We start from the raw sequence: 26432 nt of genomic DNA on the forward strand, positions 1-26432 counted from the left end.
ATGCCTACCCAAAGAAAGCTTGCTCGCAAGTCATCACGTCAGCGTACGCTTACCAATCCCAGCGTAACGAATCGACGGCGTCGTCTCTTAGAAGCGCTTGAGCAGCGTGTTCTTCTTGCAAGTGACTTTACGTTTAATGCTGATCCTTCAGCAGCTGACGTTCGCTTGTACACCGACAGCGGCAGATTGATCTTGGAGGATTCCGATGGGACGGAACTCAAGTCCGAGGCGCTCGCTGATGTTGAAAACATTGAGCTCGATGGATCGGGGTTATCTGACAAGTTTCGAATCGGAGACCTTAGTGGCTTTTTCGGCACGCTAACGGTCGACGGAGATAACGGTCGCGACAAAGTGATCTTTGATGGCTTAGTCACGATGGCGGATATCAATCAATCGGGATCGATCGATGTGACGGCTGAAGAGATTGTCATCGAAGGCAGCGCCAATATCACGGCGGGTGACATCAAGCTGTTTTCAACCGGTAATGAAGGTGCGTTGTCGATTGCCAATAACCTGCCGCTGGACATCACCGATGTGATTGAAGGAGAGCGCAAGATCTCCATCAAGTCGGGAGCCATTTTAGACGGTGACAAGATTCAAATTGATGCGCAGCGCATCGCTTCCTTGGTCAGTCCAGTGCGACCTTGGGGCGTGGGTTTCAAGAACGCCGCGGTCGATATTCAAGGTGCGACGATCACGGGTGATGAAATCAGCATCACGACAACGACGGCTGACGAGAACCTGACAGACGCCTTGCCCGATTGGGCGAACAATTGGCTGGCGGGGCCGATCACCAAGTTCATCTTCGACGGGATCTTCCCACCGATTCCGGTGGCAGCCATGATTCGCAGCGGCGAATCGAATATCACGATCAACGACAGCATGTTGTCGGCCGACGGAGACATTTCGGTCAATGCAATCTCAACCACCGATGCCTCAACGGCAGCGATGGGGGTGCGTGATGCGGCGGATGATATCAAGACAAAGAATGCCGGCGGCAAGTTCTATCAAGCACTCAATAAGTTTGCCGTTGGTTTTAGCCGTGCGGAAAGCATCGCCACCACAGAGATCACCGGCACTTCGGTGTTTGATGCCGGTGGCAATGTCGACATTCTTTCCAATGCGACCACCACCGCCGCGGTGACGTCAACGGTGCGTTTGAACATGAATGCCGCTGATGGTCCAAACTCATCGCCAACGAACCCCAACGAGTTTGGTGCTGCGGTTGCGGTCACCAATTCGGAAACCACATCGACCACCACCGTCGGCAGTGAAGTGCAGATCACGGCGACCGGCAATGTGAATGTGCATTCGATTGGCGACGTCACCAATAGTGCGAAAGCTGGCATCAACATTTATGTCGATGGGCGCGGTGGCATTGGTTTCGCCCTGGGCGTCGATAACGCGACCGTTGAGACGCGCGTGGACGGCAAGATTGATGCCGGTGGAACCAACACCGACAAAGAGCTGGTCATCGCTGATATTGATGGGCAATCGGATACCATCACCCTGAATGATCACGGATTGAAGACGGGCGACGAGCTGATCTATTTGGCGATCGATCCGAATGACGATGGGGACCCGCCGACTGAGTTGGATGCGATTGGCGGGTTGGTGAGCGGTGCTCCCGTCCGCGTGATCGTTCTGAACGAGAATGAGTTTCAGTTGGCGTATGAGTTGCCAATGGACGTCGATGGTCGACTCACCAACCCCGGTGCCATTCACACATTGACCCAACGCGAGGTCTTTGAATTTGACCCCGGCGACTCAAGCCAGTTGGACAAAGTCAATAACTTCATCACATTGCCAACACTCAGTTTGGAAGCCGGAGATTTGATGGAGTACGCTCCAGCTTCGAGCGTGCAGAGCGGAGTGGACCCTGCCGATGTTGAAGCCATCGGTGGTTTGGCTGACTTCACCAATTATGTTGCCATCAACGTCACCCAGGATCAGAGCGCTGAGACGACGACGTTTCAGGTGGCTCAAGAATCGGATCCAGGGGTTCCGATTGACTTGACCACCAATGGCGTTGGCGATGCTCACTTTTTTGCCTTCTTGACGGAGACGGAATCCTTTTCGCCCTCGACGGCAGTTGACGAGGGCACCAACTTCATCACCATTGCAGACCATGATTACAACACGGGTGATGTGGTTCAGTATGACACCGATCCGACGATTGAGTCCAAGCAAGCGGTGCGAAGAACCTCTTGGATCTCTGAAGCCGAGCCGGTGACGATCGATCCCGATTTCATCGATGCTGATGATGATCCGACGATTGATCCGGACTTAGATACCATTCAGATCGCTAGCGGGCATGGGTTTGTCACTGGCCAGCCGGTGCACTACTCATCTGCTGGAGGCAATGCCATCGGTGGCTTGATCTCTGGTCGTGATTACTTTGCCATCCTCGATTCGCCGTCAACGTTTCAGTTGGCGATTTCGCAGGCCGACGCCGGGATTCCGATTGAACTTTCAGGCGGTGCCAGTGGGGGCGCTCACGTCTTTACGCCCAGCGTTTCGAATCAATCGCTTGATGAATTGATGGTCGGCAACCACGGTTTCCAGACCGGGCAAGCCATTCAGTTTCTGGCCGGCGACGCCGGGCCACCGGCTGAGTTGATTGATGGTGAAACTTACTATGCCGTCCGGATCAATCGAGATCGCTTGCAGCTGGCAACGAGTCCAGAGAACGCGACAGCAGGAACCGTGGTCGAGTTTACCTCTGCGCTCACGCCGGACCAGTTCTCGTCGTTCGTGACCGACACATTTGTGATGAGTTTTGATCCGTCGGTCACCGCTGCGGCAGTGGATTCAGTAAATCATGCCCTGCGGATCGAAAACCATGAGTTAGTTGATGGGTCGGAGGTGATCTATCGTGCGGCGGGCGGCGACCCGGTCGGGGATCTCCAGGCCGATGAAAGTTACTTCATCGAACGGATCGATGCGGATCATCTTCGTTTCCGCGACGAAAGTGGGAACGTGGTGCAGTTGCCAGGTCCAGGGACCTTTGGCGCTGGTTTTCATTCGCTGCTCGTGATCGGTCCGGACATCGATCTTGCCACCGATCTGTTTCGGCTTAGCGATCATGGTTTGGTGACCGGCGATCAAGTGATCTATCGTGCCAACGGGGACAGCGCCATCGGTGGCCTGCAAGATGGTGAGACCTACGGCGTGGATCGCGTCACCGGCGACGAGTTGCAATTGGTGGATCTGGGGACTGGCAATGTCATTGCGTTGTCTTCGGGGGCCAGCGACCGAGAACTGCATGGTCTGGAAATCCAGGTCGTCGAGATTGAGGAATCGCTGGAGGTGGCGATCGATGAACTGAATCTCGATTCTAACTTGCTGTACATCGAGGATCATGGTTTAAGTGATGACGATGTCGTTCGGTACAGTTCCAGGAATGATTCCGAGATCGGTGGACTGGTCGACGGCGTGCAGTATTTGGTGTCGGTTGAAAACAGTGACGAAATCAGTTTGCGTCCGTTTGATGGTGGATCGGTCATTAACTTGACTTCCGGTGCGGGCGCCGGTTCGTTGCACGTTTTGGATTTGCTGGACATCAGTGCCGGAGAAACGTTGGAGTTCACGCCTGAGTTGGTGACTTCACCGGTCGGCAAGGTTGACTTTAACCCGACCTTGATGCCAACGGTCAATACCACCGACAGCACCATCTTCATGCCTGGCCACACGTTTTCACCAGGCCAGCGTGTCACGTACTTGATCGCCAATGGAACCGAGATTGGTGGCCTGACCAATGGGAATGACTATGTCGTTCTACCTGTGACCGATGAGACGTTTCAGTTAGCGGATCCCAGTGACCCTGACACGCCGATTCCATTCACGTCGATCGGAACAGGGAATAATCACGGCCTGGAACGGCTTTCTGAAGTCACGCAGTTCGACCAATCCATTCGTGGGCTGGATGACCAAGGGCAGTATTACGTGCGCGTCATTGATGCGAACACGATTGGCTTGTTTGAGAGCAAGCAGGACGCGACAGCAGGTGGCGTGGTTAACCTGAGTCCCGATGATGCTTCGGGCTCTTCCCATACCTTGCAGACACCGGCCGGCGCTGGCATCAAGCTGCTTGGTCAGCTTTCGGCGACAAATTCCACCACTGCGGGCGTGGGGATTGGGGGGGCACCGAAGCTGGCAGACTTGCTGACCGCTGGTGAAGTCCAAAACCCTGGCTACGACTTCCTGTCACCGAAAAGCTTTAAGAAGGGTGGGGAAAACTCGACGCTACAGAAGAGCATTTTGTCCAACGATGCCAAGTCGGCGCTCAAGGGCAGCAATACCGACGCCAATAGCACCTTCAGTGTCGCTGGCGGAGTCGCGATCAATGTGATCAATCATCAAGTCGATACGATCGTTGGCAGTACAGCAGAATTGACATCGCACATCGACGTCATTATCTCCGCCCTGGTCTATAAACAAAAGATCAAGGTGAGTTCGCAGGGGACTGTTTCCAGCGATGATGGTGCGAAGAAAGATCCGAACAATGCCAGCAAAACAGTTCCATCACGGGACAAGGACAAAACGTTTGCTGCCGGGATCGGGGTCTCTATTGGTATCGTCTCCAATCATGTCAATGCAACGGTGGAAGACAATGCGACCATCAACGCACTGGATGACATCACGGTGAAAACCGAACTGAACTATCCGCTGTTGGTGCGTCCGATCGATTTGCTTCCATTCGCGGCCTACTACGCGGATGGGTTTGACCCGGAAGCCGATGGGATTGGCGAATTGGCATCCCTCATTAAAGGTGACTTGGGCCTGACCGACATTGTTAATGTTTGGGCGGCGACGAAGGCAAACGGTTCTGGTGTCAAGGGAGACCAAGAAGCTGCTGCCAAATACACGCTGACTGGCAGCATTGGCGTGATGGTTTATGACAATGTCTCCGAAGCAACGATTGGCTCCGGTGCAATGATCAACCAGGACAGTTCCCTGCGTTCACCCACGCAGTCGGTGTATGTTGATGCGTTGTTGATGATGCAGATGATCAACGTCGCTGGCGTGGTTTCGCTAGGGCTTCATCGCGAAGGCATCCAAGATTCCATTCAAAAGCGAAAGCCTGGCAAGGTCTTCACTTTGCTGGGGAACAAGGCCGGATCGATTGGCATCGGTGGGTCGGTTATGGTGCAAAACTACGACAACCGTACCGTGGCAATGATCGAGGAAGGCGCGCGTGTTTACACCTCGGACGTCGGCGAACTCAGCGTCAAGGCTGTGGAAGATGTTTACACGTTCGAAATCGTCCAGTCGGGTGGCGAATCCGGAAAAATCGGTGTCAGTGGCAGCGTGTCGGTCATCGATCAAGACAGCGATACCATCGCGCGCATTCACTCCGGGGCGACCATTGACGCTGGGGTCGTCACAGTGGATGCCGTCAATGATTCACGACACATTGCCATCGCTGGCGCATTTCAACTGGGTAAATCGGTCGGCGTCGGCATTTCCGTCGGCGTGCAGAATGTTGATCGCAACACTTTGGCGATTGTCGGTGATCGACGGTTTGACTTGAAGGCGGATGATGACTTCGATTTTGGTGACAACAAGGTCAAGATTGAACGACATGGGTTGGAAACCGGTGACCGAGTCCTCTATCGCCCCGTCAAAGGCGGCGATGCGATCAGCGGCTTGACTGCTGGTGAGATCTATTATGTGATCACAGATGGCGATGACGCCTTTCAATTAGCTTCATCGAAGTCGGCTGCCAATTCAGGCGACAACCTGCAGATTGAAAAGGCGGGCAGTGGACATCAATTCGATGCGATTCCCAGCGAAGTCTTTTCCGTTGGGCCTACTCAAATCATTCCAGCGCAAAGTGAAATCGAGATTGAAGGTCATGGTTTGCAAACCGGTGACTTGTTGTCCTATCACAACACTGGCAATGCCGGTGACTTAAGTGGGCTTGAGGATGGCAAGTCGTACTTCGTGATTCGGACCTCCCCGGACCGCTTCAAGCTTGCGTTGACTGCTCAGATGGCGTTGGCCGATGCGCCGGTCCCCGTCAACGCAACAGGTGCGAGTGATTCGCATCGCTTCGATCGTCAATTGGCGCTCGAAGCCCTGTCACTGAAAGCGAACGCATCGACCAAAGGTCGTAATTGGTCGTTTGGGCTGGCCGGTGCGGTGGTCAGTAACACGCCGGATAAGAATGCACAGCAGCAAGTCGCGGGCGGCAACGCGGGTGGAAATGGCTTGTCCAACCCACGCGGTTCGGGTTTGGGAATCGCCGGTGACTTTACTCTCAATGACATGGACAGTCAGACACAGGCCTATCTGAACACCGATGGATGGGTTGATCTGACGGGCACGGGAGATCTGGAACTGAATGCGGATGACTTGAGCAGCGTGATTGCGGTCAGTGGAGCGTTGGCTCTTGTGCGAACCGGTGGCAACGCGATCGCTTTGGCGGGGTCCATTAGTTTGAACTTCGTTGACATGCGCACCGAAGCTTTCGCGGCCCGTGCAGCGATTAGCGGTGATGACAAAGTAGTGGTGGACGCCAATCGTGAAGGTGACTTGGTCGCGATCTCACTCGGTGCTGCTGGTTCGCTTTCTACTCCTGCGGCAGGCGCCAGTCAAAAACGCAGCTTCGCCTTGGCGGGATCCGTTTCTGTCAACGAAATCGACACGGTAACACGCGCCTATTTGGATTCGGTTGAAGCGCAAGGGCTGACCGATGCTGATCTCGACGCCTTCGATAATTCGAATCTCTTTGCCCTTGGTGGCGGGATCGGTATCGCCATCAAAAGCGGGTTTGGATTCGGTGCTTCAGTGGGCATCAACCTGACCAGCACTGAGACCCAAGCGTTCATCATTGATTCAAATCTAGGCCTCAGCGGTGATGTGACTTTGAATAGCCAGAATGATCCGTCGATTCATGCGATTGGGTTTTCTGCCGGAGCAGGGCAGTTTGGTGTCGCTGGGACGTTAAGCATCAACAAGGTGGATTTTCAAACGGGCACATCTCTGGAACGCAGTTCAGTGCAGGGTGCCCATGATGTCAAGCTGGAAACCCAGGACACCTCCGATATTCGCAGTGACAGCGGTGGTGTCGGTATCGGTATCCGTTTGATTGAAGATGGCCAGTCCAGCGATACGGCGGTCGCAGCAGCACTGGGCGTGGCGGTTGCCATTAATGATTTGGGGACAGAGTCAGGGTCTTCCGTTTATAGCATTGTGGATGAGTCGGTCATCAATGCCACTGGCGAAGTTCTGGTGGATGCGGTTTCCGAGGCACAGTTAAACGCTTTGACACTGGCCGGTGCCGTCGCTGTCAGTCGGAATTCTGGATCGGCGTTTGGTGGTGCCTTTGCTGGCGCGGCAGCCGCGTCGCGCAACCGAATCAAAACCAATGTCATTGCCAGAATCGATGACTCCGATGTCACCGCGGGGCCGGTGACGGTCACGGCGACGGAGCGTTCAAGGATCGTGGCCGATGCTGGCGGGTTCGGCATTGCGGTGGCGGTGGCGAGTTCTGGCAGAACAGCTGGCGCGCTGGGGATTGGTGTTGGAATCGCGCTCAATGAAATCAGTGGAACCGTTGAGGCGTCGATCCTCGGTAGTTCATCAATCATCGCGGACGGGAAAGTGACCGTTGAGGCCAAGACAGAGCTTCCCACCGGCAAAGACAATTCAATCGACGCGTTGGCGCTGGCCGGTGCGGCCTCCGTTGGCGTGGGGACTGGATCGGGGCAAAGCGGTGCGTTCGCCTTCGCGGCGGCGGTGACTGTGAACACCATCGATCGCAATGTTGAAGCGGTTGTGCGCGACAGTTCCGTTGTCACCAAGACAGGTTCGGGAGCCGATATTGAGATCACAGCGAGTGACCGATCGGTCATTCGTGCCGATGCCGGAGGCTTTTCCATTGCTGTAGGCGTTACCACTGGGGGCGGCAACACGGGAGGGCTCTCGATCGGTGCCTCGGTTGCCGAAAACCGTATTGGTAACGACGCGGGGTCGGCCAGTGTGCAAGCCATTGTTGATGGATCGACTGTCAATGCCGATGGGTCGGTAGACGTTTCGGTGGATCATGTGGCGGCGATCAACGCGCTGGTCATCGCTGGTGCGGTGACCGTTGGTTTCTCTGCCGGAAAAGGTGGCAGTAGCTTGACTGGCGCCGGTGCCGGTGCGTCGGCTAAGAACAAAGTCAAGCGCAAGGTGAAGGCCAAGATACAAGGTGCGTCCGATGTCGACGCCAAAGGATCCATTGACGTCCTGGCCACCGACACCTCATCGATTCGCAGCGTCAGCGTGGGCGCTTCGGTCAGTGTCGCAGCGGGAGCCAAGGATAGCACGAGAGCCAGTTTGGCGATTGGCGTTGCGCTCGCTGAGAACACGATCTCTAACGAGCTCGATGCGCTCGTCAGTGGGAGTTCAGTCGCTGCTGGTGGCACGGTGTTGGTGTCAGCGATCAGTCAGCAAGCACCCTTGTTTACGTTGGACCAAACCGGTTGCAATGCAATCACAGCGGCGTTGCTAGATGATGCGTCAACAGAGGTTTCGGACGACCCGCTGACCAACGCTGACGAAAACGCTGACGACATCACCAATAACGAGTCGATCATCGACACGCTGGTTGAGCAGTTTGAAAGCAACGGGGTGGATCTTTCTGATGACGTCAAGCTTTCCCAAGCCGAAGAGGATACCGCGTGGGTTCTGGTCGATGAAGTCAAGGCGCGATCGTGGGTGATTCGCAATGTCGACGACGCGTTGCAAATTGAAGAAAACGCGGTGCAGTCCATTGCAGTTGCCGCCGCGGTAAGCGTTGCTGCGGGCCAAGATGGGATCGCGCTCAGTGGTGGCGGAGCATCGGCAAAGAACAAGATTTTCACCACCAGCGACGCGCACTTTACCGGTGGTGATCTGACCAGCGGTGGTGATGTGACGGTTCGCTCGCAGAACACCGGCGGAATTCTGGCAACCGTGATCACCGTCTCTCTTTCGGTGGGGGTTGGCATTGATGGCAACGCAGCGGCCGCGGCGATTGGGGCTTCGTTGACGGAAAACGACATCGGTGGCAAAGCGAATCCTGCTCGTTCGTCCTCACTGCTGGACAGCGTTAATGTGCAGAGCGTGTCTGGATCGCTGAATGTCTCTTCGCTGACAGCCCAGTCGATTCACAGTGTTGTGTTTGCCGGCGCTGTTGCCGTGTCTGTCGCGACCAAGTCAGGTTTCGCACTTGCACTCAGCGGAGCCGGAGCCAGTTCGCACAACGAGATCTATTCAGATTCGACAGCCAAAATCAGCAACATTGCTCCCGGTCAATTGACTGCCAGCCACGTCAAGGTCACCGCCGATGATGCGTCCCAGATTCGCGCTACCGCTGGCGCGGTTTCGATTGCCGCAGCATTTTCTAAAGAGGGCACCGGAGTCAGCGTCAGCATTGGTGTTGGTTTGGCACGAAACAAAGTTGATAACCATGTGATCGCCGAAATCAATGCTGCTGATCTCACCAGCGGCCTCGCGGCTCCCAGTGTGGGAACCATTCAGGTTGATGCTCGTTCGGATGCAAAGATTCGCACCGCTGCGTTCGCGGCCTCGGTCGCCGTCGGTGCCAGCAAAGGATTTGGTTTTGGCGTCAGTGGTGCCGGAGCCGAAGCGAAGAACATTGTCTTGGGAGAGACTCAAGCCAAGATTGTCGAAAGCCAGTTGCAAACCTCCGGTGCGGTCGATGTTCAATCACACAACAACTCCGCGATCAATGCGTTTGTGATCACGATCACTGCCGCTGTCGGTGCTTCGAAATCAGGTGGCGGCGGGCTGTCCATTGGCGGCGCTGCTGCACGCAACTACATCGGTTGGGATCCCGCGAGTGATTCGATTGAAGCCGACTATGAAAGCGATCAAGTGGTCTATAGCTTGACCAGCGGCAAGACGGTTCGCATTGTTGAAGGGCCCAGGACTGGCGAGGTTTATGAGTACTCAGGTGAGCGCATCACCGATGCGGACCCACAGGAAGATGGGATCCAGGCGATCAGTTTGGAAAGCATGGATTTCCAAGATGATACCGTTTGGACCCTGCTGGGCTTGAACCAGGAAGACGCGCTCACGCTGGCCTACACCGAGAACACCAGCATCCAAAGCGGCGGTGACCTCACGGTCAAAGCAGAAGCGGTCCAGGAGATCGTTGCCAAAGTTGGAACCGGAAGCATTGCCGTGGGTGGCGGCGAAAAAGCTGGCGGCGTGAGTGGCGCCGGTGTTGAAACGATCAACCGCATCAGCACAGCAGTCGATGCCTACATTGATGGTGATTCGACCACCGCCGGTTCAGCCACGCCAGGCATCGTTGCGAGTAACGTCTCTGTGACGGCCAAAGATGAATCGCGAGTCGATGCGAACGCGGGTTCGGTTTCGATTGCTGGGGCATTAGGTGAGAAAGCATTCTCGCTATCCATCGGTGTCACGATTGCGCGTAACGAGCTGGACAACAAGGTCGGTGCCACCATCATCAACGTTGGTCGTCTCCATACGCCAGGCAACCTGACCGTTAAGACCGAGGTGCTGCCAAGTGATTTGCCGGACGCCGATTACAACAGCCATTCTGGCGAGCGAGCCGTGGTGCCCGGCCAAACCGTTCTGGTTTCCAATAGTCACAACGATGGGGGAACGCCCGGACGGATCTATCAGTATCGTGGTGAGGAGACGACCACGATCCAACTAAACGACGAAGACTTTAGCGATACCGCGTACTGGTCGTTGGCCGATGGGACGATCACGTCGGTTGCTTTTGCTGCTTCACTTGCAGCGACTTTCGGCTCTGATGCAGCGATTGGAATCAGCGGAGCCGGTGCGGGCGCCAAGAACATTGTGCGCACCGATTCCAACGCACTGATCAAGGACAGTACGCTGATTGTTGGCGGTGCCGCCGACATCGATGCTGTGAGCGCAGCATCAATCAGTGCGACCATCGTTGGTGTCTCGGCTGCGGTGGCAGTTAGCAAAGAGGGCGGTTTTGGTTTAAGTATCGGTGTGGCGATTTCAGAGAATGTGATCGGCGCCTCGTCCCCGCAGACCGTGACGACAAACCGAGCACAGAATAGTGGCGTATCGGCGCAGATCCTGGATTCATCGTTGGATGTCACGGGTGTCTTGGAAGTGGATGCAGCGGCTGATCAAAAGATCGATTCGTTTGTGCTCGCCGTTTCAGCAGCAGTCGCTGGCGGGAAGAGCCTCGGTATCGCGGCTTCCGGCGCTGGCGCCTCGTCGACCAATCGGGTCAATCAAACGGTGATTGCCAGTCTCTCTGGTCATCGGGCGGGAGGGATCAGTGCTGAATCGATTGATGTCCATGCCAGTGACATTTCGCTGATCGATGCAGAGGTCGGATCGGTGGCACTCGCGATTGCGTTTGGCAAATTTGGTGCCGCTGGGGCGGTGGGAGCTGCGATCGCAGAAAACCGGATTGGGAATCAAGTCATCGCGACGATTGCCGAAGTTGGCAGCGTGACAGCGGATACCGGTGACATCGATGTGATGGCCAGTGAAAGCAGTCGCATTGAGTCCTATGCGTTTACCGCCTCGATTGCGTTTAGCTTTACTTTGGGTGGTGCTGCCAGCGTGGGCGCCGTGGTCTCAAGCAATACGATCACCACACGAACCATTGCTTCGATTGATCTCGCTAGCTCGGTTCAGGCTGCCACGGGTGTTTTCGTTCAGGCGATGGACGACGCCACGATTTCAGCAAACGTGCTCTCGGTCACCGTGGCCGCCGGTTCCTTTGTGGCCATCGCGGTGGGTGTTGGTGAGACGAACAACTTGCTTCAAAACGAAGTGGACGCATTCATCGATGGTTCGACCATCACAGTTGACGCTGGTGGCGTCGCTGTCCATGCGATCGTTTCGCCCACCATCAATACAGATAGTGATGTTGGTGTTGGCTCGGGAGGCATTGGTTCTTTTGCCGTTGGCGTCATTTCGGCAACGCTGCTGATTGAAACGGCGACGCGTGCGTTTATTCGCGATGCAGACATCACTGCCACAGGGCAGGACGTGATCGTTGATGCAAACAGCACCTCGTTCGCGGATCCGAAAGCGCTCACGTTTACGCTCTCCATTGGTGGAGGTGCGGGAGTGTCTGTGCTGAAAGCGGATGCCAACGTTCAGGGCTTCACCGAAGCCTTTGTTTCCGGACGAAACCGGGTTACAGCCGCCAGCTTTAACCTGAACGCCAGCGATCAGAACACTCTGCAGCCCTATTCCGAAGCTGATGCGGTGGGACTGTTTGCGGTAAACGATGCCGATGCGGTGACGGGGCTCGATCGACGTACCGAAGCCTATGTGCCAAGTGACGCGTCGCTGACGATGCCGGAGGGTTCGTTTAGCATCAATGCAGTCAGCAATTCAACCGTGTCATCAGAAGTCAGTTCCGTGGCAGTGGGCGGGGTGACCATTGATCTGGCTGAAAACTCATCGACGATCGACGCTGAAACTCGGGCAGTGATTGCCGACCAAGCCTTTGTGGACGTGCGAGAGAGTGTCAGCTTGTTGGCGACATCGAATAACCTTGCCGAGTCTACCACTTCGAGCGTTGGCGTCGGTCTGGTGACAGTCAGCGTCAGTAAGCCCACCGCGCGAGTGACACCGATTACCGAAGCGATTTCACGCGGTGATGTGCGAGCGAATTCGTTGTCCGTCAATGCTCTTGGCGGTGATGACCGTGCCAATGCTGGAGCCAAAAATACCAACGTCGGTGCGTTGGATATCAATTCGTCGAATGTGGAATCGACCAGTGATCCCACCGTCCGAGCAATTGTTGGCGGCGTGGTGACTGTCGGCGCTAACGTCGACATCGAAGCCTTGTCACGGACCGATGCCGACGCCTCGTCGGAATCGCTCAGCGTCGGCATCGTCTTGTCGGTTCAGAACTTGAACGCAGAAGTAACGGTTGATCCGACCGTGGAAGTTCAGATCGAGCCCGGGACGACCATCAGTGCAGGTGGGCTGATCGACATTGATGCTTCACACGGCGCGCGTTTGCCGACGTTCAGTGACGGAACGTTTAACGCAGCATCTACCGACGCAGTCGATGTCCCAGAAAGTACCGTGACGTTTACCGATACGCATGCCCTGGAAAGTGGCGATGCGGTGATTTACCGGCCTGGCAGCTCGCTGGAGATTGGCGGCTTGGAAGCTGACCGGCGCTACACGGTGCTCAAACGCAGTGACACTGAGATTGGCTTTGGGGTGCTGATTCGCGAAGAGATCTTGCAGGGAAACGCACGCATTCCAGCGGTTGATCCAACACGTGATGAAATTCGTTTTGCGTCAACGCATAATTTGCTCTCGGGCGATCTCGTCAGCTATCAACAGAGTGATGGTTCCGTCATCGGTGGTCTAGCTGATGAGCATGGCTACGAAGTTCTGGTCATCGACCCGTTTACGATTAAGTTGATTGACCCTCAGGATCGCCCCGATCCGGCGATCAATGTGGCCGGTAGCGATGTCGAAGGCAATGCGATCAAGTTCACTGCGCACGGGTTCAGCGATAAGCAGATCGTTACCTATCGAGCTCCGCAGGCGGTCGCGGGAACCAATGGACTAGTGGATGTCAAAGGTTCACAGGCAGCAACGGTTGAGGAAACCTATGTGTTTGAGAATCGTGACAATCTCTATTCCGTCGGGCACGGTTTCTCCGCCGGCGAAGAGGTGATTTATACCGCGGGATCCGGCACACCCATTGTCGGGCTCGACAGCGGCGAGCGTTACTTTGTCATCGTGCTTTCGCCGGATGAGTTCCAGTTGGCATCCAGCCTGGACAATGCTCTGGGTGATCCCGCCAACTCGATTGACCCAACGCCCCTTCCAATCGAAGCCGTTGCGGAGGAAAGCAATGTGCAAATTGAGTTTCGCCGCGTGCTTGATCAAGGGATTGGCGGATTAGAAGACGGCGCCACATACTTTGTCCAGTTGGATGAATCGGACCCAGACAATGCCAACAAGTTTGAGCTGTCACTGGACTTCGACGGCACTTCCGTCGTCCCACTGGTCGGCACGGATCAAGGTGGCAATGGCGAATTGACTGGATTGGGGACATTGGGGCGCGACGGAGTCAATCTCACGGCAGCCGGTTCGGGCAATCATGAATTGGTGCTGTCGTTGACCTCTCTGGGGAGTGGTGTACAACGGTTTGATGGCATTGGTGGTGCAAGAGCGTTCATCGCCGCACCAAGTGGTGATGATGTCGCCACCGTGACAGCAACCGGAAAAGGAGGTGGCTTCATTCGCGCTGGCAGCATTGATACCGTTGCCACAGCTACGCCAACGGTGAACATCAGCATTGGTGAAATCGGTGGTGCGGAGGTCAATTTGGCTGCCGAAACGATTCAGGTCGATACAGTGCTGATTTCCAATGTGTCCACCACGGCAACCAGCAGCAAAGGCGGAGCGTTTTCATTCGGTGGTGGCTCGGCAAGCCTGACCATGAATGTCGAGGGGACGATTGATATCCATGAGTCGGATTTGGTGGCAACCGATTCGATCATGATCAAATCCGATACATCACTGATTGGATTTGTCAAAGGAGAAACTGATGGAGGGGGCTTCGTCGATATCTCCGATACGGACATTACAACGGACATTGACTACGACTCGGTGGTGACCTTTGGTCGTGGTACCAATCTGGTTGCAGAGAACTTAGTGCAGTCTGAATCAATCACCGATATTTCGATCGATGCGGACTCCAATACGTCGACCGGTGGAGTTGGAGGCAGTTCAGGAGCGACCGCGCCGATTCTTGTCGGTGCTGACAATGAACGTTCGAGAACGGTGACGCAATTGCAAAATGGCGCGTCCATTTTGGCGAAGGATATCAAACTCGATGCTCACACAACCCAGGTCGATCTGTCGGCCACTTCATACGCTCGGTTGGGTGCGTTTGCAGGTGATGCCGACGCCTTGTCACGTATCAAGATTTATGCTGACACGGCCGTGCAGCTTGATGGCGGTTCGTCGATTGTGGGACGCAATGTGACGCTGGACGTTGACATCGATGCCATCAATCTGAACGCACCTGCGGAGTCACGCTGCGTCTGCGCGTTTGGCGATTCGGATACGATTTCTGACATCGTTTATGAACACGCCGCCAGCGTGATTGCGGTGTCAGGGTCAGCGCTGTCAGCCGGTTCCTTGAATGTGACGGTTGACCAAGAGGTGGAAAGTTACCTTCGTCGTGGCCGTAGTCATGTTGGCGGTGTTGGTGGTGAAACGATTGATCGTACCGGTTCGCTTAATGCGGAAGAAGTCATCCGTTGGGACGCTGATGTGTCGTTGCTTTCAGGGCCTACCGATAATCCAACGCTTGAAATCGATGCCGACGGTCATCTGATTCAAGCCATTAATATTGACGTCAAGTCCGACGCGACAGGGAGCACGCTGCTTGGTCAGGGTGATTCGGTCAGTGGCGCCGACACCATCTTCGTTCAGCCAATCAATAATAGTCAAGATCTAGCAGGCACGGCCATGTTCAGGGCTGGTGGAGCTTTGAGCGATAGCTTCACCACGATCGGTGACGATTTGCAAGTGCCTCGTCTTCCTGCTCGGGAAATTGCCGGCACAAGTGGAACGTTCAATAGTGGAACGGCATTTGATAAAGTCAATATCATCAGCGAATATGAAGCCGATCTTGACATCAGTGACATTCAAGTTGTGAGTCCCGATGCGCGTCCGAAGATCGAACTGAAGGCTTCGGACATCAGCATCGCGTTCGATGTTTCCAGCCAACTGCCAGCGGGCACCGCCGTGACGGTGGAGCAGGCTGCGCAAAGCGGTGATTTAATCATCTCAGGAACGTTGGATAACCCACTGGGAACGACACTGATTGAAAACACCAATGGTGACGTACTGGGGAGTGGCACGCTGCGTTCAGCACAGTTGGCGATTCTCGCTGAACGTGGAACGATTGGATCCGCTGGGCAACCGCTTGATGTTCAGTTGGTTCGAACAAACTGGGGACGCGCGACGGTCAACGCGATCTCGTTCGGAGACCTTGACCTGTCGATCACCGGGCTGTTGCGTGACGAAAACTTGGCAGCCGAGTTCGACAGTGATTTCATGGAGGCCGGTGGCGACGTCAGTTTGGTCTTCCCAAAACCTCAGGAACAGGTCGATCCGGATGGAACGACGCAGGTTGGCGTAGATGTCAATGTCAACAACGGCGGCTTTGTCACGTATGGAACACGTTATCCCGGGTCGGCCAGTCCACAGACCATCGATCTTGATCCGCGAGTGTTCCCGAATTTAGCCACTAGCAGCGATGTTGATGCACTGTTCCAGTTCCAACGAGTCATTGGTGACAATATCTCCATGTTGGTTCCCGATCGCGGGATTGCCGATCCGCGAGTCTCGATTGACGCCAACACCAACGTCCGTAGCGAAGCACCGATCAACGGTGTGATTGATGTTCAGACCAGCGGCGATATCACCATCGTTGAAGAAGGTGATTTCCCCGTCCAGAAAATCACTTCCTCCAACGGCAGCCTGGATTTGACCGCCGCTGGTTTGCGATCGAATCTGTTTGAAACCTTGGACTTTGATCCTGCAGAAGCTTTCATTTCTGGAAACAGCGTTCGGTTGCGTGCGACCGGCGCGATCGGATCGTTGGCCAGATTTGCAGTGATCGATTCATCCGCACAAGATTACGGCGTGTTGGATGCCGTGGCTGCTGACGGCTTGTACATTCATGAGTTAATTGGCGCGTTGAATCTCGATGCAGCCGCTTCGAAGTACGACGATCTAATCCTGATCGTCGAAGACGGGAGCCTGCTGGAGGGTACCGGTAGCTTTGCTGATGAGACCGCTGACCTGCAAGCTCGCAACATTGACTTGATCGTTGACGCCGGAGCAATTGGTTCTGCAACCGAGGCACTTGAGATCTACGGTGCTGGGATCGGGCAACGAGAGGAAACGGATCGGATCACGTTTGCCGTGCCCCAAGACGGTCGCTTGTATGCGACAGCAATGAATGACATCTACTTAACTGAAATCAATGCCGCACTGCGGGTTCTATTAGTGGAATCCGAATTGGGGGACGTTGGTTTAACCGTCCTGGACTCTGTCTTTATCGACAATGCTTTTCCAGGCCCTTACGGTGAAGATCTTGTGCTGTTGAACCTGCCAGGGCAATCTTTGCAAGGTGTCGCTGTGACCACGGGAACCATCAAGGCTAATGGCAACATCAGCGTTGACGTTGGCGATAGCGTCTTCTGGGAAGATCAGACGCTGGTGGAAGCCGGTGGATCACTGAGCATTCGCGCCGATGCGACGACCGAGAATCCTGATGTTGGAATCGGAGCCGATGTGGATCTGTTGGGAGCCATCATCGCGGCGGATGTCAGTGTGACAACGGGATTGGATTTGGACTTCATTCAAGTGACCAGCCCAGACGGGATTCAAGCAGCGACCGTTGTCATCGACAGTGACGATGCTGTTCAGGCGGCAACCAGTGACTTGTTTGCCGACGATCGAATTTTTATCTCGCGCGTGCTGCCTGGCACAACCATGACCGTTCAGAGCGGTGAAGGTTCCGATCGCTTCTATCTTTCCAGCGATGCCTCGCGTGCCTTGTTTGAAACGCAAGGGTTCTATGATGATACCGTTGATGCGCTGACATTCCTGCAAGGCACGCTGGAGACCATTGAAGGTGACCTTGTTCTGGACACCGGCCTGGGCGGAAACAGTGATACCAGCGACGGTGTCTTTGTCTCTGCGGCTGGGGCGTCGGCTGAGTTGACCGGTACCTTTGCTGGTGGCGTGTTGTCAGGCCTGGGGCTCGGTGGCGACGTGACGCTGACGACTGATGAAGCTGTCAACTTGCTGTTAGCACTTAGCGATCACGGCGATGTGTTTGACCTGAAGACGCTTGCCAGTGAAGTCTATGCTCAAGTCATTGGTGGCGACGGCGACGATGAGTTGAACGTTGGCAATGACTTACGCCGACTGAATGAAATTGCGGGCGTGATCTCGTATGAAGGCAGGGGCGGCACTGACATGTTGAACGTGACGGCTCAGTCGCCCGTTGCTGCTGAGAGTTTGATGACCGCGATTTCCTTTACCGGTCTGGAAATGGGAACCAACAGCCGTTTTGCGCTTCAGCAAGACGAGTTTGGAGCTCTGCTGGATGAAGACTGTTTGCAGGATGCTTCCTGTCCCGCAGGAATTTACTTTGCTCGTCGTGCTGGTTTCGATGCCGACTATCAGAGCACGGTCGAGTCAGTCAACTTGACACTTGATGGCGGCGAAATTCGTGTGGACAGTGTTGATCCTTATGGGCAACGCAAAATCAGTGGTGCAGACGCAGTGGTTGTCGGTTCCAGTGCCAGCGGATTATTCCCCGCGTCTCCCGCCCGCGTTGACTTTGTCAGCGGCAACTTGATTCTGGATGATCCCGCCGGCACGGGATACGACTTGGTCTTTGATGATTCCGGCGACACCGTCGAAAACGTTGGTCAGTTTGACGGCAACCAGGTGACAGGGCTGGGCATGACTGGCCGTGTGCAGTTTGCCGATGCAAATTCTGTGACGGTTCGTCTGGGGGCTCAAGACGATACCTTCTACGTTGCGGCGACACAGTCTGGCCAACCGCTGGATCTGAACACCGGTGGCGGGCTGGATTCCGTTTATGTCGGAACCAGCCAGGGCAATGAACTCGGTGGTTCACTTGGCAATATCCAAGGCGCGCTGTCGATCAATGGTCGTCAGCCGCAGTCTGGTGACAAGCTGTTCCTGAACGATATCCAGGGTGGCAGTGGACGCGATTATCGCATGACCAACGCGGTCACTCGTTTTGTCGAGTTGCTGGGCGAAGGGTTGTTCGCACCGGTCTCCGTCACCGTTGATACCAATGGTGATTTACAGGTTGACTCGGATGACTTCAGTCTGGTCGTGCAAGACGATCTCGAAGCTGCGATCACCGCTGCTAGGAACGGAACCAATCTGGACAGTGGTGTTTCCTTGGACATTTTGATTGGCGGGCAGACCGTTGAAGTCCGCATCGCTGCACAAACCTTTGCCACCGACGAAGAGCTCGCAGCCTATGTTCAGCAGGAGTTGCAAGCCAGCGTTGATGCCACCACCGTATCCGGGTGGCCAATTGATACAACGACCCTGACGGCACTTGGCGTGGCAACGATCACCTACGAACGGATGGAGACCGTTGTACTTAACGCCGGTGACTTTAATGATACCTTTGATATTCAAGCCACACATCGCGAAGTCGATCCGTTGGGTGGCAAAGCTGCTTCGCTGACAATCAATGCTGGACGGGGCGACGACGTTGTTGAACTTGGAGAGTCCGATGGAACCAAGCACTCCTTGGACCGATTCCAAATTGACACCGATCTGCCAACGGTTGATAGCCCGAAGGGAATTGTGGTCTTTGTCAACGGACAAGCTGGAACCGATCGGGTTCACTATCGCGATTCTGCAAACACCGCCCAGACGACGGTTAGCTTTGGTGAGTTCAGCTTTGCCGAATTGTTCCCAGCCGACTTGCAGTCCAGCCCACCGGTTGCGGCCGCAGACCAATTGGCTTTGTTTAGGCAGGTGTTGCGGCAAGACCCCGAGTTGTTCCAATACTTGGCAACGGTACTTGATCGTGAGGGCTCTTCGGGCCCAGTCAATGTGCGCGAAATCAACGTCGAGGCGTTAGAGGTTTCGTTGGGTTCGGCCGACGATATCGTTAGCCTGCCAACGGCTATGTATGATCGTTTGATGACGTTCCATGGTGGGGATGGGGATGATCGGTTCTCGATCGAGAATGGCGTCGACTTGGGTGGGCAAACGTTGACGATCAATGCCCAGGGCGGAGACGACTTTGTCTTGGTCGACTATTCGATGACTTCGATCATTGATCCGGGTGCTTTGGGACAGACCCTGCAGTCGGTTGGTTTTGCGACGGTTGATCGAACGTTCTTGGAATTTGATCGCGGTGACTACTACGTCGAAACTCGGTTGGACAGTGGCGATTGGCAGTTCCGGATGGTGGACGCTAACGGGGCGTCTCAGGTGATCCAAGCCGTTGATGGTGGGCCGCGGACGCTTGCATGGCAATCCATTGATGCGATCACCGAAACCAACGGTTTGCGATCCTTCGATACCGCTCGCGGGATTGCCTTGAACTTCATTGCCAGTGAAGCTGGCTATCAGACGGGGATGCGCGCCGATGGGACGGCAACGCTTTTGCTTGTCGGTGCACCCGAATTCGCGAATTCCATTGTGTTCGACGCAGGAACTCACTCGACTGCTGCCGGGGACACGTTGCGTGTTTCGGGCGATGGTGATGTCGAAGGGGCCGTTTATCGACCAAGTGACAGCGCTGACGGAGCGGGCTTGCTAACGATCGCGGAAACCGAAATCAGCTTTGCTGGCGTTGAACCGTTGATTGTCCATGGCTTGCCTGACCTGCAGGTGATCGGACCCGATGATGAGCCAGTTGATCTGAACCTGGGGAGTGAACAACTCGATCCGCAAGCTTTCTCAACGGTCACGCTTCATACGCTGGTCATTGATGGTGTGGTCTCTTGGAATCAGCAGACCAAGTTGGCGATCGACCCATTGGCCAACACTGAATTGTTTGGCCGCGTGGTTGCGATTGATGGTGACATCATGGTCGTAGGTGCTGGGCGAGACAACCAGCAAGTCGGCGTGGTCCATGTTTACGCTTGGGACACAGACAGTAGCGTTTGGGAAGAAATTGCCAAGTTGTTGCCCAGTGATCTGGGTGATGGAATCGGTGGCGAATTTGGCGCTGCGGTGGCCATCAGCGGCAGCACGATTCTGGTGGGGGCTCCTGGTGATGCGGCCGGCAGTACACTGGTCGGCGCGGAATCTGGTGTCGTCTATGTGTTTGGTGATCCGCAGGGTGATGGCAGTTTCGAACAGCTCGCCAGGCTCGTTGGCGACGACGTGGTCTCAGGCAGTCGATTCGGTGAATCGGTCGCGATTCAAGGCGACACCGCCGTGGTTGGGGCTCCTGGAATTAGCGAGGCGTCAAATTTAGGTGAAGCCGTTTATGTGTTCCAAGGCAGTGGCAGCGTGTGGAGCCAAACACGCGACTTCCAAGGTTCGGGAGACTTCGGACGCTCGGTCGCGATTGTCGATGACTATGTTGCGGTCGGTGTGCCTGCAAGCAACGCAGGCAAGGGCTACGTTCGAGTTTACGACCGAACGCAGTCTTGGGGGTTCACGAATTTGTACGCTTCGGATCGGCAGAATGGAGAACGATTCGGGAGTACACTGGCCATGGCGACAAGTCAGATCGTTGCCGGTGCACCAAATTGGGACAATCCAGCACGCTCCGGGGCCGATCATGGTCGTGCCTTTGTGTTCCAGAAAGAAGGCAGTTCATGGGTCCGTGAAGCTCGACTGACCGCTGACGCTGGTTTGCCAGAGTTCGAAGGCACCCTGGAAGGCAATGCTGGCGATCACTTTGGCGACGCGGTGGCTACCGATGGGCAGTACGTTGTCATTGGTGCACCCGATGCCAATGTCGGTTCGACGATTCGCGCCGGTGCAGCCTACGCTTACTTCCGTTTAGACAGTGGCACTTCGGGACTGGGCGCGACATGGCAACGTTCCAGCGGTGAGTCGGGGCCTGGAAAGTTGGTCTCGCCTGAACCATCGCCAGAAGAGCCCGGAACGGACACCATCCCCGATTTGTTTGGTACCGCTGTTGCCGTCGGTGGTGGACGCATCGTGGTTGGTATTCCCGGATCGGACTTATTGGCCAATGGATCGGCTGTTCGTCGCGATGTTGGCTCGATCAAGACATTTACTCCTGACCCTTATCCTACGCTTGATGGAGAATCTAACGCGCTGGCTCGGCGTGGCGCACGGATGCAAGCGGAAACGCTGGGCGTTTCTTCGAAAGGTGACTTCGGATACGAAAGCGTCTATGAGCCTCGATCTCGAACGCTCTTTGTCGCCGCGCCCAACCTGGATGGCAGTGGTGCGTCAGCAAAGGTGTATGTGTACATCAACGAAGGCCTCTATTGGAGGCCGGCTGGTGAACTCGTGCCTACCGAGGGAGGACTAGAGTTCGGTCGCGCCATGGCGGTTGTTGGCAACACACTGGCCGTTGCGGCTCCAGGATCGAATCGAGTCTACGTTTACAGTCGTTCTGGCCAAAACTGGAACCAAGCCGACGTTTTGACTGGTCGTGGAGGATTTGGCAGTTCTGTGGCGATCAGTCCCAATGAACAACGCATTGCGGTCGGCGAGCCAAAGTTGAACATTGGTTATCAAGTAAGCGGCTCTGGTTTTGAAACAACCGGCGGATACATGGCGTTGACCACACCTGGGAATGTGGTTGTTTTCCAGCGTCAGGCAGGCAATACCTGGCGCGTCGAGCGACGTCTACTGCCAGACGATGGTTCGCTACCGAAAACAACAACCGTTTACGGCAAAACGTCGATTCTCGGTGCGGGAGTTGTCGACATTCATGAGGATGTGGCATCACAGGGTTACGGTGATACTGTCACATTTCGGAGCCCGGGGACCTATGCATTAGAGGATTACAGTCCCAACTTGGACGATGAGTCCTCGTCCGCTACCCTTGGTCCGGCCACGAAGCTCACGCTGATTGATACCGCAACCGGGGTTTTCGATAAAAGCGAATCGGACCAGGTTTATACCAACTGGTCCAATGCGGACAACAATTTCCGTTATCGCAACACCACGCATAACAATGATGATGCTGAGAAGATCAAAATTCAATTGCTCGATGTTGATGGGGTTGGGAAAGGCAAGCGAGAAACGCAAACGACCGTGGGCGTGCCTCATAATCGAGCGCTGCGCGACAAGAGTGGCGTGACTGCTTATGGCGGTGTCGCGAATGCGAGATTTGGTACCAGTGTTGGATTCATCAACAACAATCAGGTGGCCGTTGGAGCGCCCGCCTATCAGGGAAGTACTGGCCGAGTGGCAACCTATGATTTGAGCTACGTTGATTTCTTCAGTTCAATCACCACCACCAATCAGGCGTCGAATCCCGGATTGTTTGCCAGTCGATTTGTTCAGCAGTCAGGCTTGGATTCTAGCTTTGGCCGCGAGTTGGCCATTGATCAAAACGGCAATCTTCTTGTTGGCAGCGTGTATGGTGGCGCTGGCAGTTTGGGACAGTTCAGTCCGACGGGGAGCTTCCAGGATCGTGTTGGGGGCGCGGTAAGCGACTTTGCCACTGAAGGCACCATCAGTAGTCGCGGTCACACGACGATCGTTGGTGCTCCCTCGGATTCTGGGACCGGTGGAGCGACGGTGATTGTCAACGGTGTGCCGCGCGTCACGCTGGATCCCATTCCAGAGAACGGCACCGGTGTGGACACGACGTTTAATGCCCAGAGAGGATTTGGTACCGGCGCATCAATTGCCTCACGTGATCATTACTTGGTAGGCATGAATGCGGGTGATGGTGACGTTGGTGAATTGATGTACAACTTCCGCGAACGAGCCAGTGAGTGGAAGCCAACGTCTGGATTCGTCACGCCTGGTAACCTGCCGAAAGCTGAACTCGGTTCGGCGGTCGCGCTGCAAGGCGTCACCGCTGCGGTTGGCGCAGCGGACTATGATGACCGTGGTGCGGTCATGATTTACGACACGACAGAAACGGGACAGGACAAGAAGCCACTGGCCGTTCTGCAGTCTTCGGACATCGCGACGAAAGATCGCTTTGGGGCCGCCGTGTCCATCTATGGCGGCACTGATGCTCTGACATTGATTGCCGGTGCACCTGCGGCAGGTGATGGTGCAGCGTATTTGTTTAATGGTCTGGGGAGCACCTGGTCTCAGGAAGCTCGCGTCAGTGGTGATGTGGGGGAGAGTGGATTTGGTTCCGCCGTGGCAATCTCTGGGAACACCGCTGTTGTCGGTGCTCCCGGGGGGAACGCAATTTACGTGTTTGTCCGCGATGGCATCGGTTGGACTCAGGAAGCCAAACTCAGCGGTGGAACCGGTAGCCTGTTTGGTAGCTCGGTTGCCATCGACGGCGAGACCTTGGTCGTTGGAGCACCGGGTGAAGGTGGTGGTGGCAACGCCTATGTCTACCAGCGAACTAGCGGCAATTGGACGGAGGTCGGTAGTGGTGGCATCGTTCCAGGGAATGCCTCAGCGAACGATGGCTTTGGTTCGTCGGTGGGCGTGACGGGTCGAACGGTGGTTGTGGGTTCGCCTGGCCGGACCATCAACGGCCGCTCTGGCGCAGGGGCGATTTATGTCTTCAATCGTGTTGCTCAGGCCATGATCCAAGACAGTGTGCTTAGTTTAGGCGCAGCGGCCGCTGCGGACGACAGCTTTGGATCAGCGGTTGCCATTGAGCAGACCAAGATCGTTGTGGGAGCTCCCGGCCGTGATCATGACTTTGGCTCTGGGCTAGGGCAAGTTGGCGTTCAGGCGGATGCTGGGGAAGCCTATTCCTTTGCACTCAAAGATGATCAGTGGGTGTTGGAAACAAATTTGCAAGAAGGCTTGTTCGGTAGCGATTCTCGCGCTGGGGACAAGGTGGGTTCCGCCGTAGCGATCAGTGGCTCACTGGCGTTGCTGGGCGCTCCGCAGCCTGAGGGGCGTCCCGCCCAGGCCGATACCGATGGTGCCGGTTATGTCTTTGTAAGAGACATCAGTGGACCGCAAACGGTGATCTATCCTGAGGCTCAGGAAGTCTTGCTAGAGGGGGCCGCGGTCAACACGCTGTCTGGAACGATTGGCGACAAAGCTGCCGCCCAGTTCAAGTTCTTTGACATTAACGACCTGCAAGTCTTCACAGGAAGCCAAGATGATACATTGACGATCGGCGAAGAGGGGTTGACAGCCTACGGGTTGCAATCCATCGAAGTCGATCTTGGTGAAGGCAACGATACGATCAATGTCTTGTCCGATAACATTGATTCACCCACCGCAGGCTCACTGATTCTGACCGCAGATTTGGGCGGGGCGGCCGAAGGTTCACCGTTGCCAGGGGCTGCTCCTGCACCTGCGCCACTGTTTGCTGCATTCGGGTTGGCCGCTGCACCAAGTGCGGCACCAGCACAAAGCAGCCCGGCCTCGCCGTATTTGTTGGTCGTGTCGCAAGTCGATGCCAGCGGTGGTGGCGGCCAGAACAGTCTTAACGCTAAGGCCAGCACGGATTGGTCGCTCTCAGATAACCAGTTGAGCTCTAACCGTGGAAGCATTCGTTTGCAGAGTTTCGTCAACGGATCGCTGACCGGTGGTGAAGACTCCGAGGTGTTGTCTCTCAATGGTTGGAGTGGGAACGCCAGTCTCGATGGCGGCGGCGGTTACGACGAGTACGCGACGAATTCGCCGGACTTGAAATCGCTGAGTGCAACCGATTCCGGTAGCGGCGACAATACGCTGACGATCGTCGGGACTGCCGATGATGATTCAATCTCTGTCACGCAGGGGCAGATCTTTGTGAATGCTGTGGCGTACGACGTGGAAGGCCTGAGCATCATCCGAATCATTAGCGGTGACGGCGATGATACGATCAGTATCCGTGAACTAGAGGGCGTGACCGTTTACGTTGACGGGGGTGAGGGCGACGATACCTATCAGGTTGAACTGGCTAGCAACACCGTCGATTCCCTGGTGCGAATCGCGGACACTGGCGGTCCTTCGCTGACCGGCGGGGACGTGATTAACTTTGATTTCGGAACGACAGTTGGAATTCCCGATGGCAGCTTGATTCAAGCCAATAACGCTGGAAGCATTGCCTATTATGACTCTGCGATTGAGTCCACTGGATTATTCAATCAGCCCCCGATCTTGACTGTCTTTGGCACCGAAGGCCCTGACACCTTTGTCGTCAATGGCGATACATTGACGTTTGGCAGCACGGTCATTTCGCTCCTGAATACCATTGAGCTGACGATCGAAGCACTCGGCGGAGACGACGTGATCGTGATCAATGACTTGCTGCCAACCATTCAGTTGACGGCGCTCAAGGGTGGCGAGGGATCGGATACCATCGAAGGCCCAGACCAACAGGGCACTTGGAGTCTCACTGATCTTGGGCTCGGCCAATTTGTCGGTGAAGACACGTTCTCATTCGAGACCATTGAGACCATTCAGGCGGGCGACGAAGCCGATGTGTTTGAGTTCATCAGCGATTTGGGCGGACTGGCCGGTAACTTGGGCACCGGTGGAGGCTCCGACCGATTGGACTTTAGCCAGCGTGACTCGGCCGTCGCCGTCAATCTGGGAACCGGTGGCGGTGATGCGATTGGCGGAACGATCACTCAAATCGAAAGTGTGATCGGAACCGCCGGGGTCGATACTCTGATCGGTCCTGATGCCGACAATGTGTGGAACATCGACGGATTGAATCGTGGAGAAGTCGACGGGATTCGGTTCAGTGCGATGGAAAACTTGACGGGTGGGCGTTTGGCGGATCGTTTTGTGCTGCCAAGCGTGCTCTCGGTCTCTGGGAC

The 26432-nt window shown here is 55.4% G+C and carries 1 protein-coding gene (cut by a window edge); it reads left to right on the forward strand.

The window, feature by feature from the left end; genetic code table 11:
- On the forward strand, nucleotides 1-26432 hold the 5' portion of the coding sequence (locus tag SV7mr_RS00910) for a dockerin type I domain-containing protein (RefSeq protein WP_145268360.1). The gene runs 6601 nt beyond the window's last position; 26432 of the gene's 33033 nt are visible here — the first part of the coding sequence; it begins with the start codon at nucleotides 1-3; its stop codon lies beyond the right edge, outside the window.

The sequence above is a fragment of the Stieleria bergensis genome (assembly GCA_007745635.1).
In the GTDB taxonomy this organism is placed as follows: Bacteria; Planctomycetota; Planctomycetia; order Pirellulales; family Pirellulaceae; genus Stieleria; species Stieleria bergensis.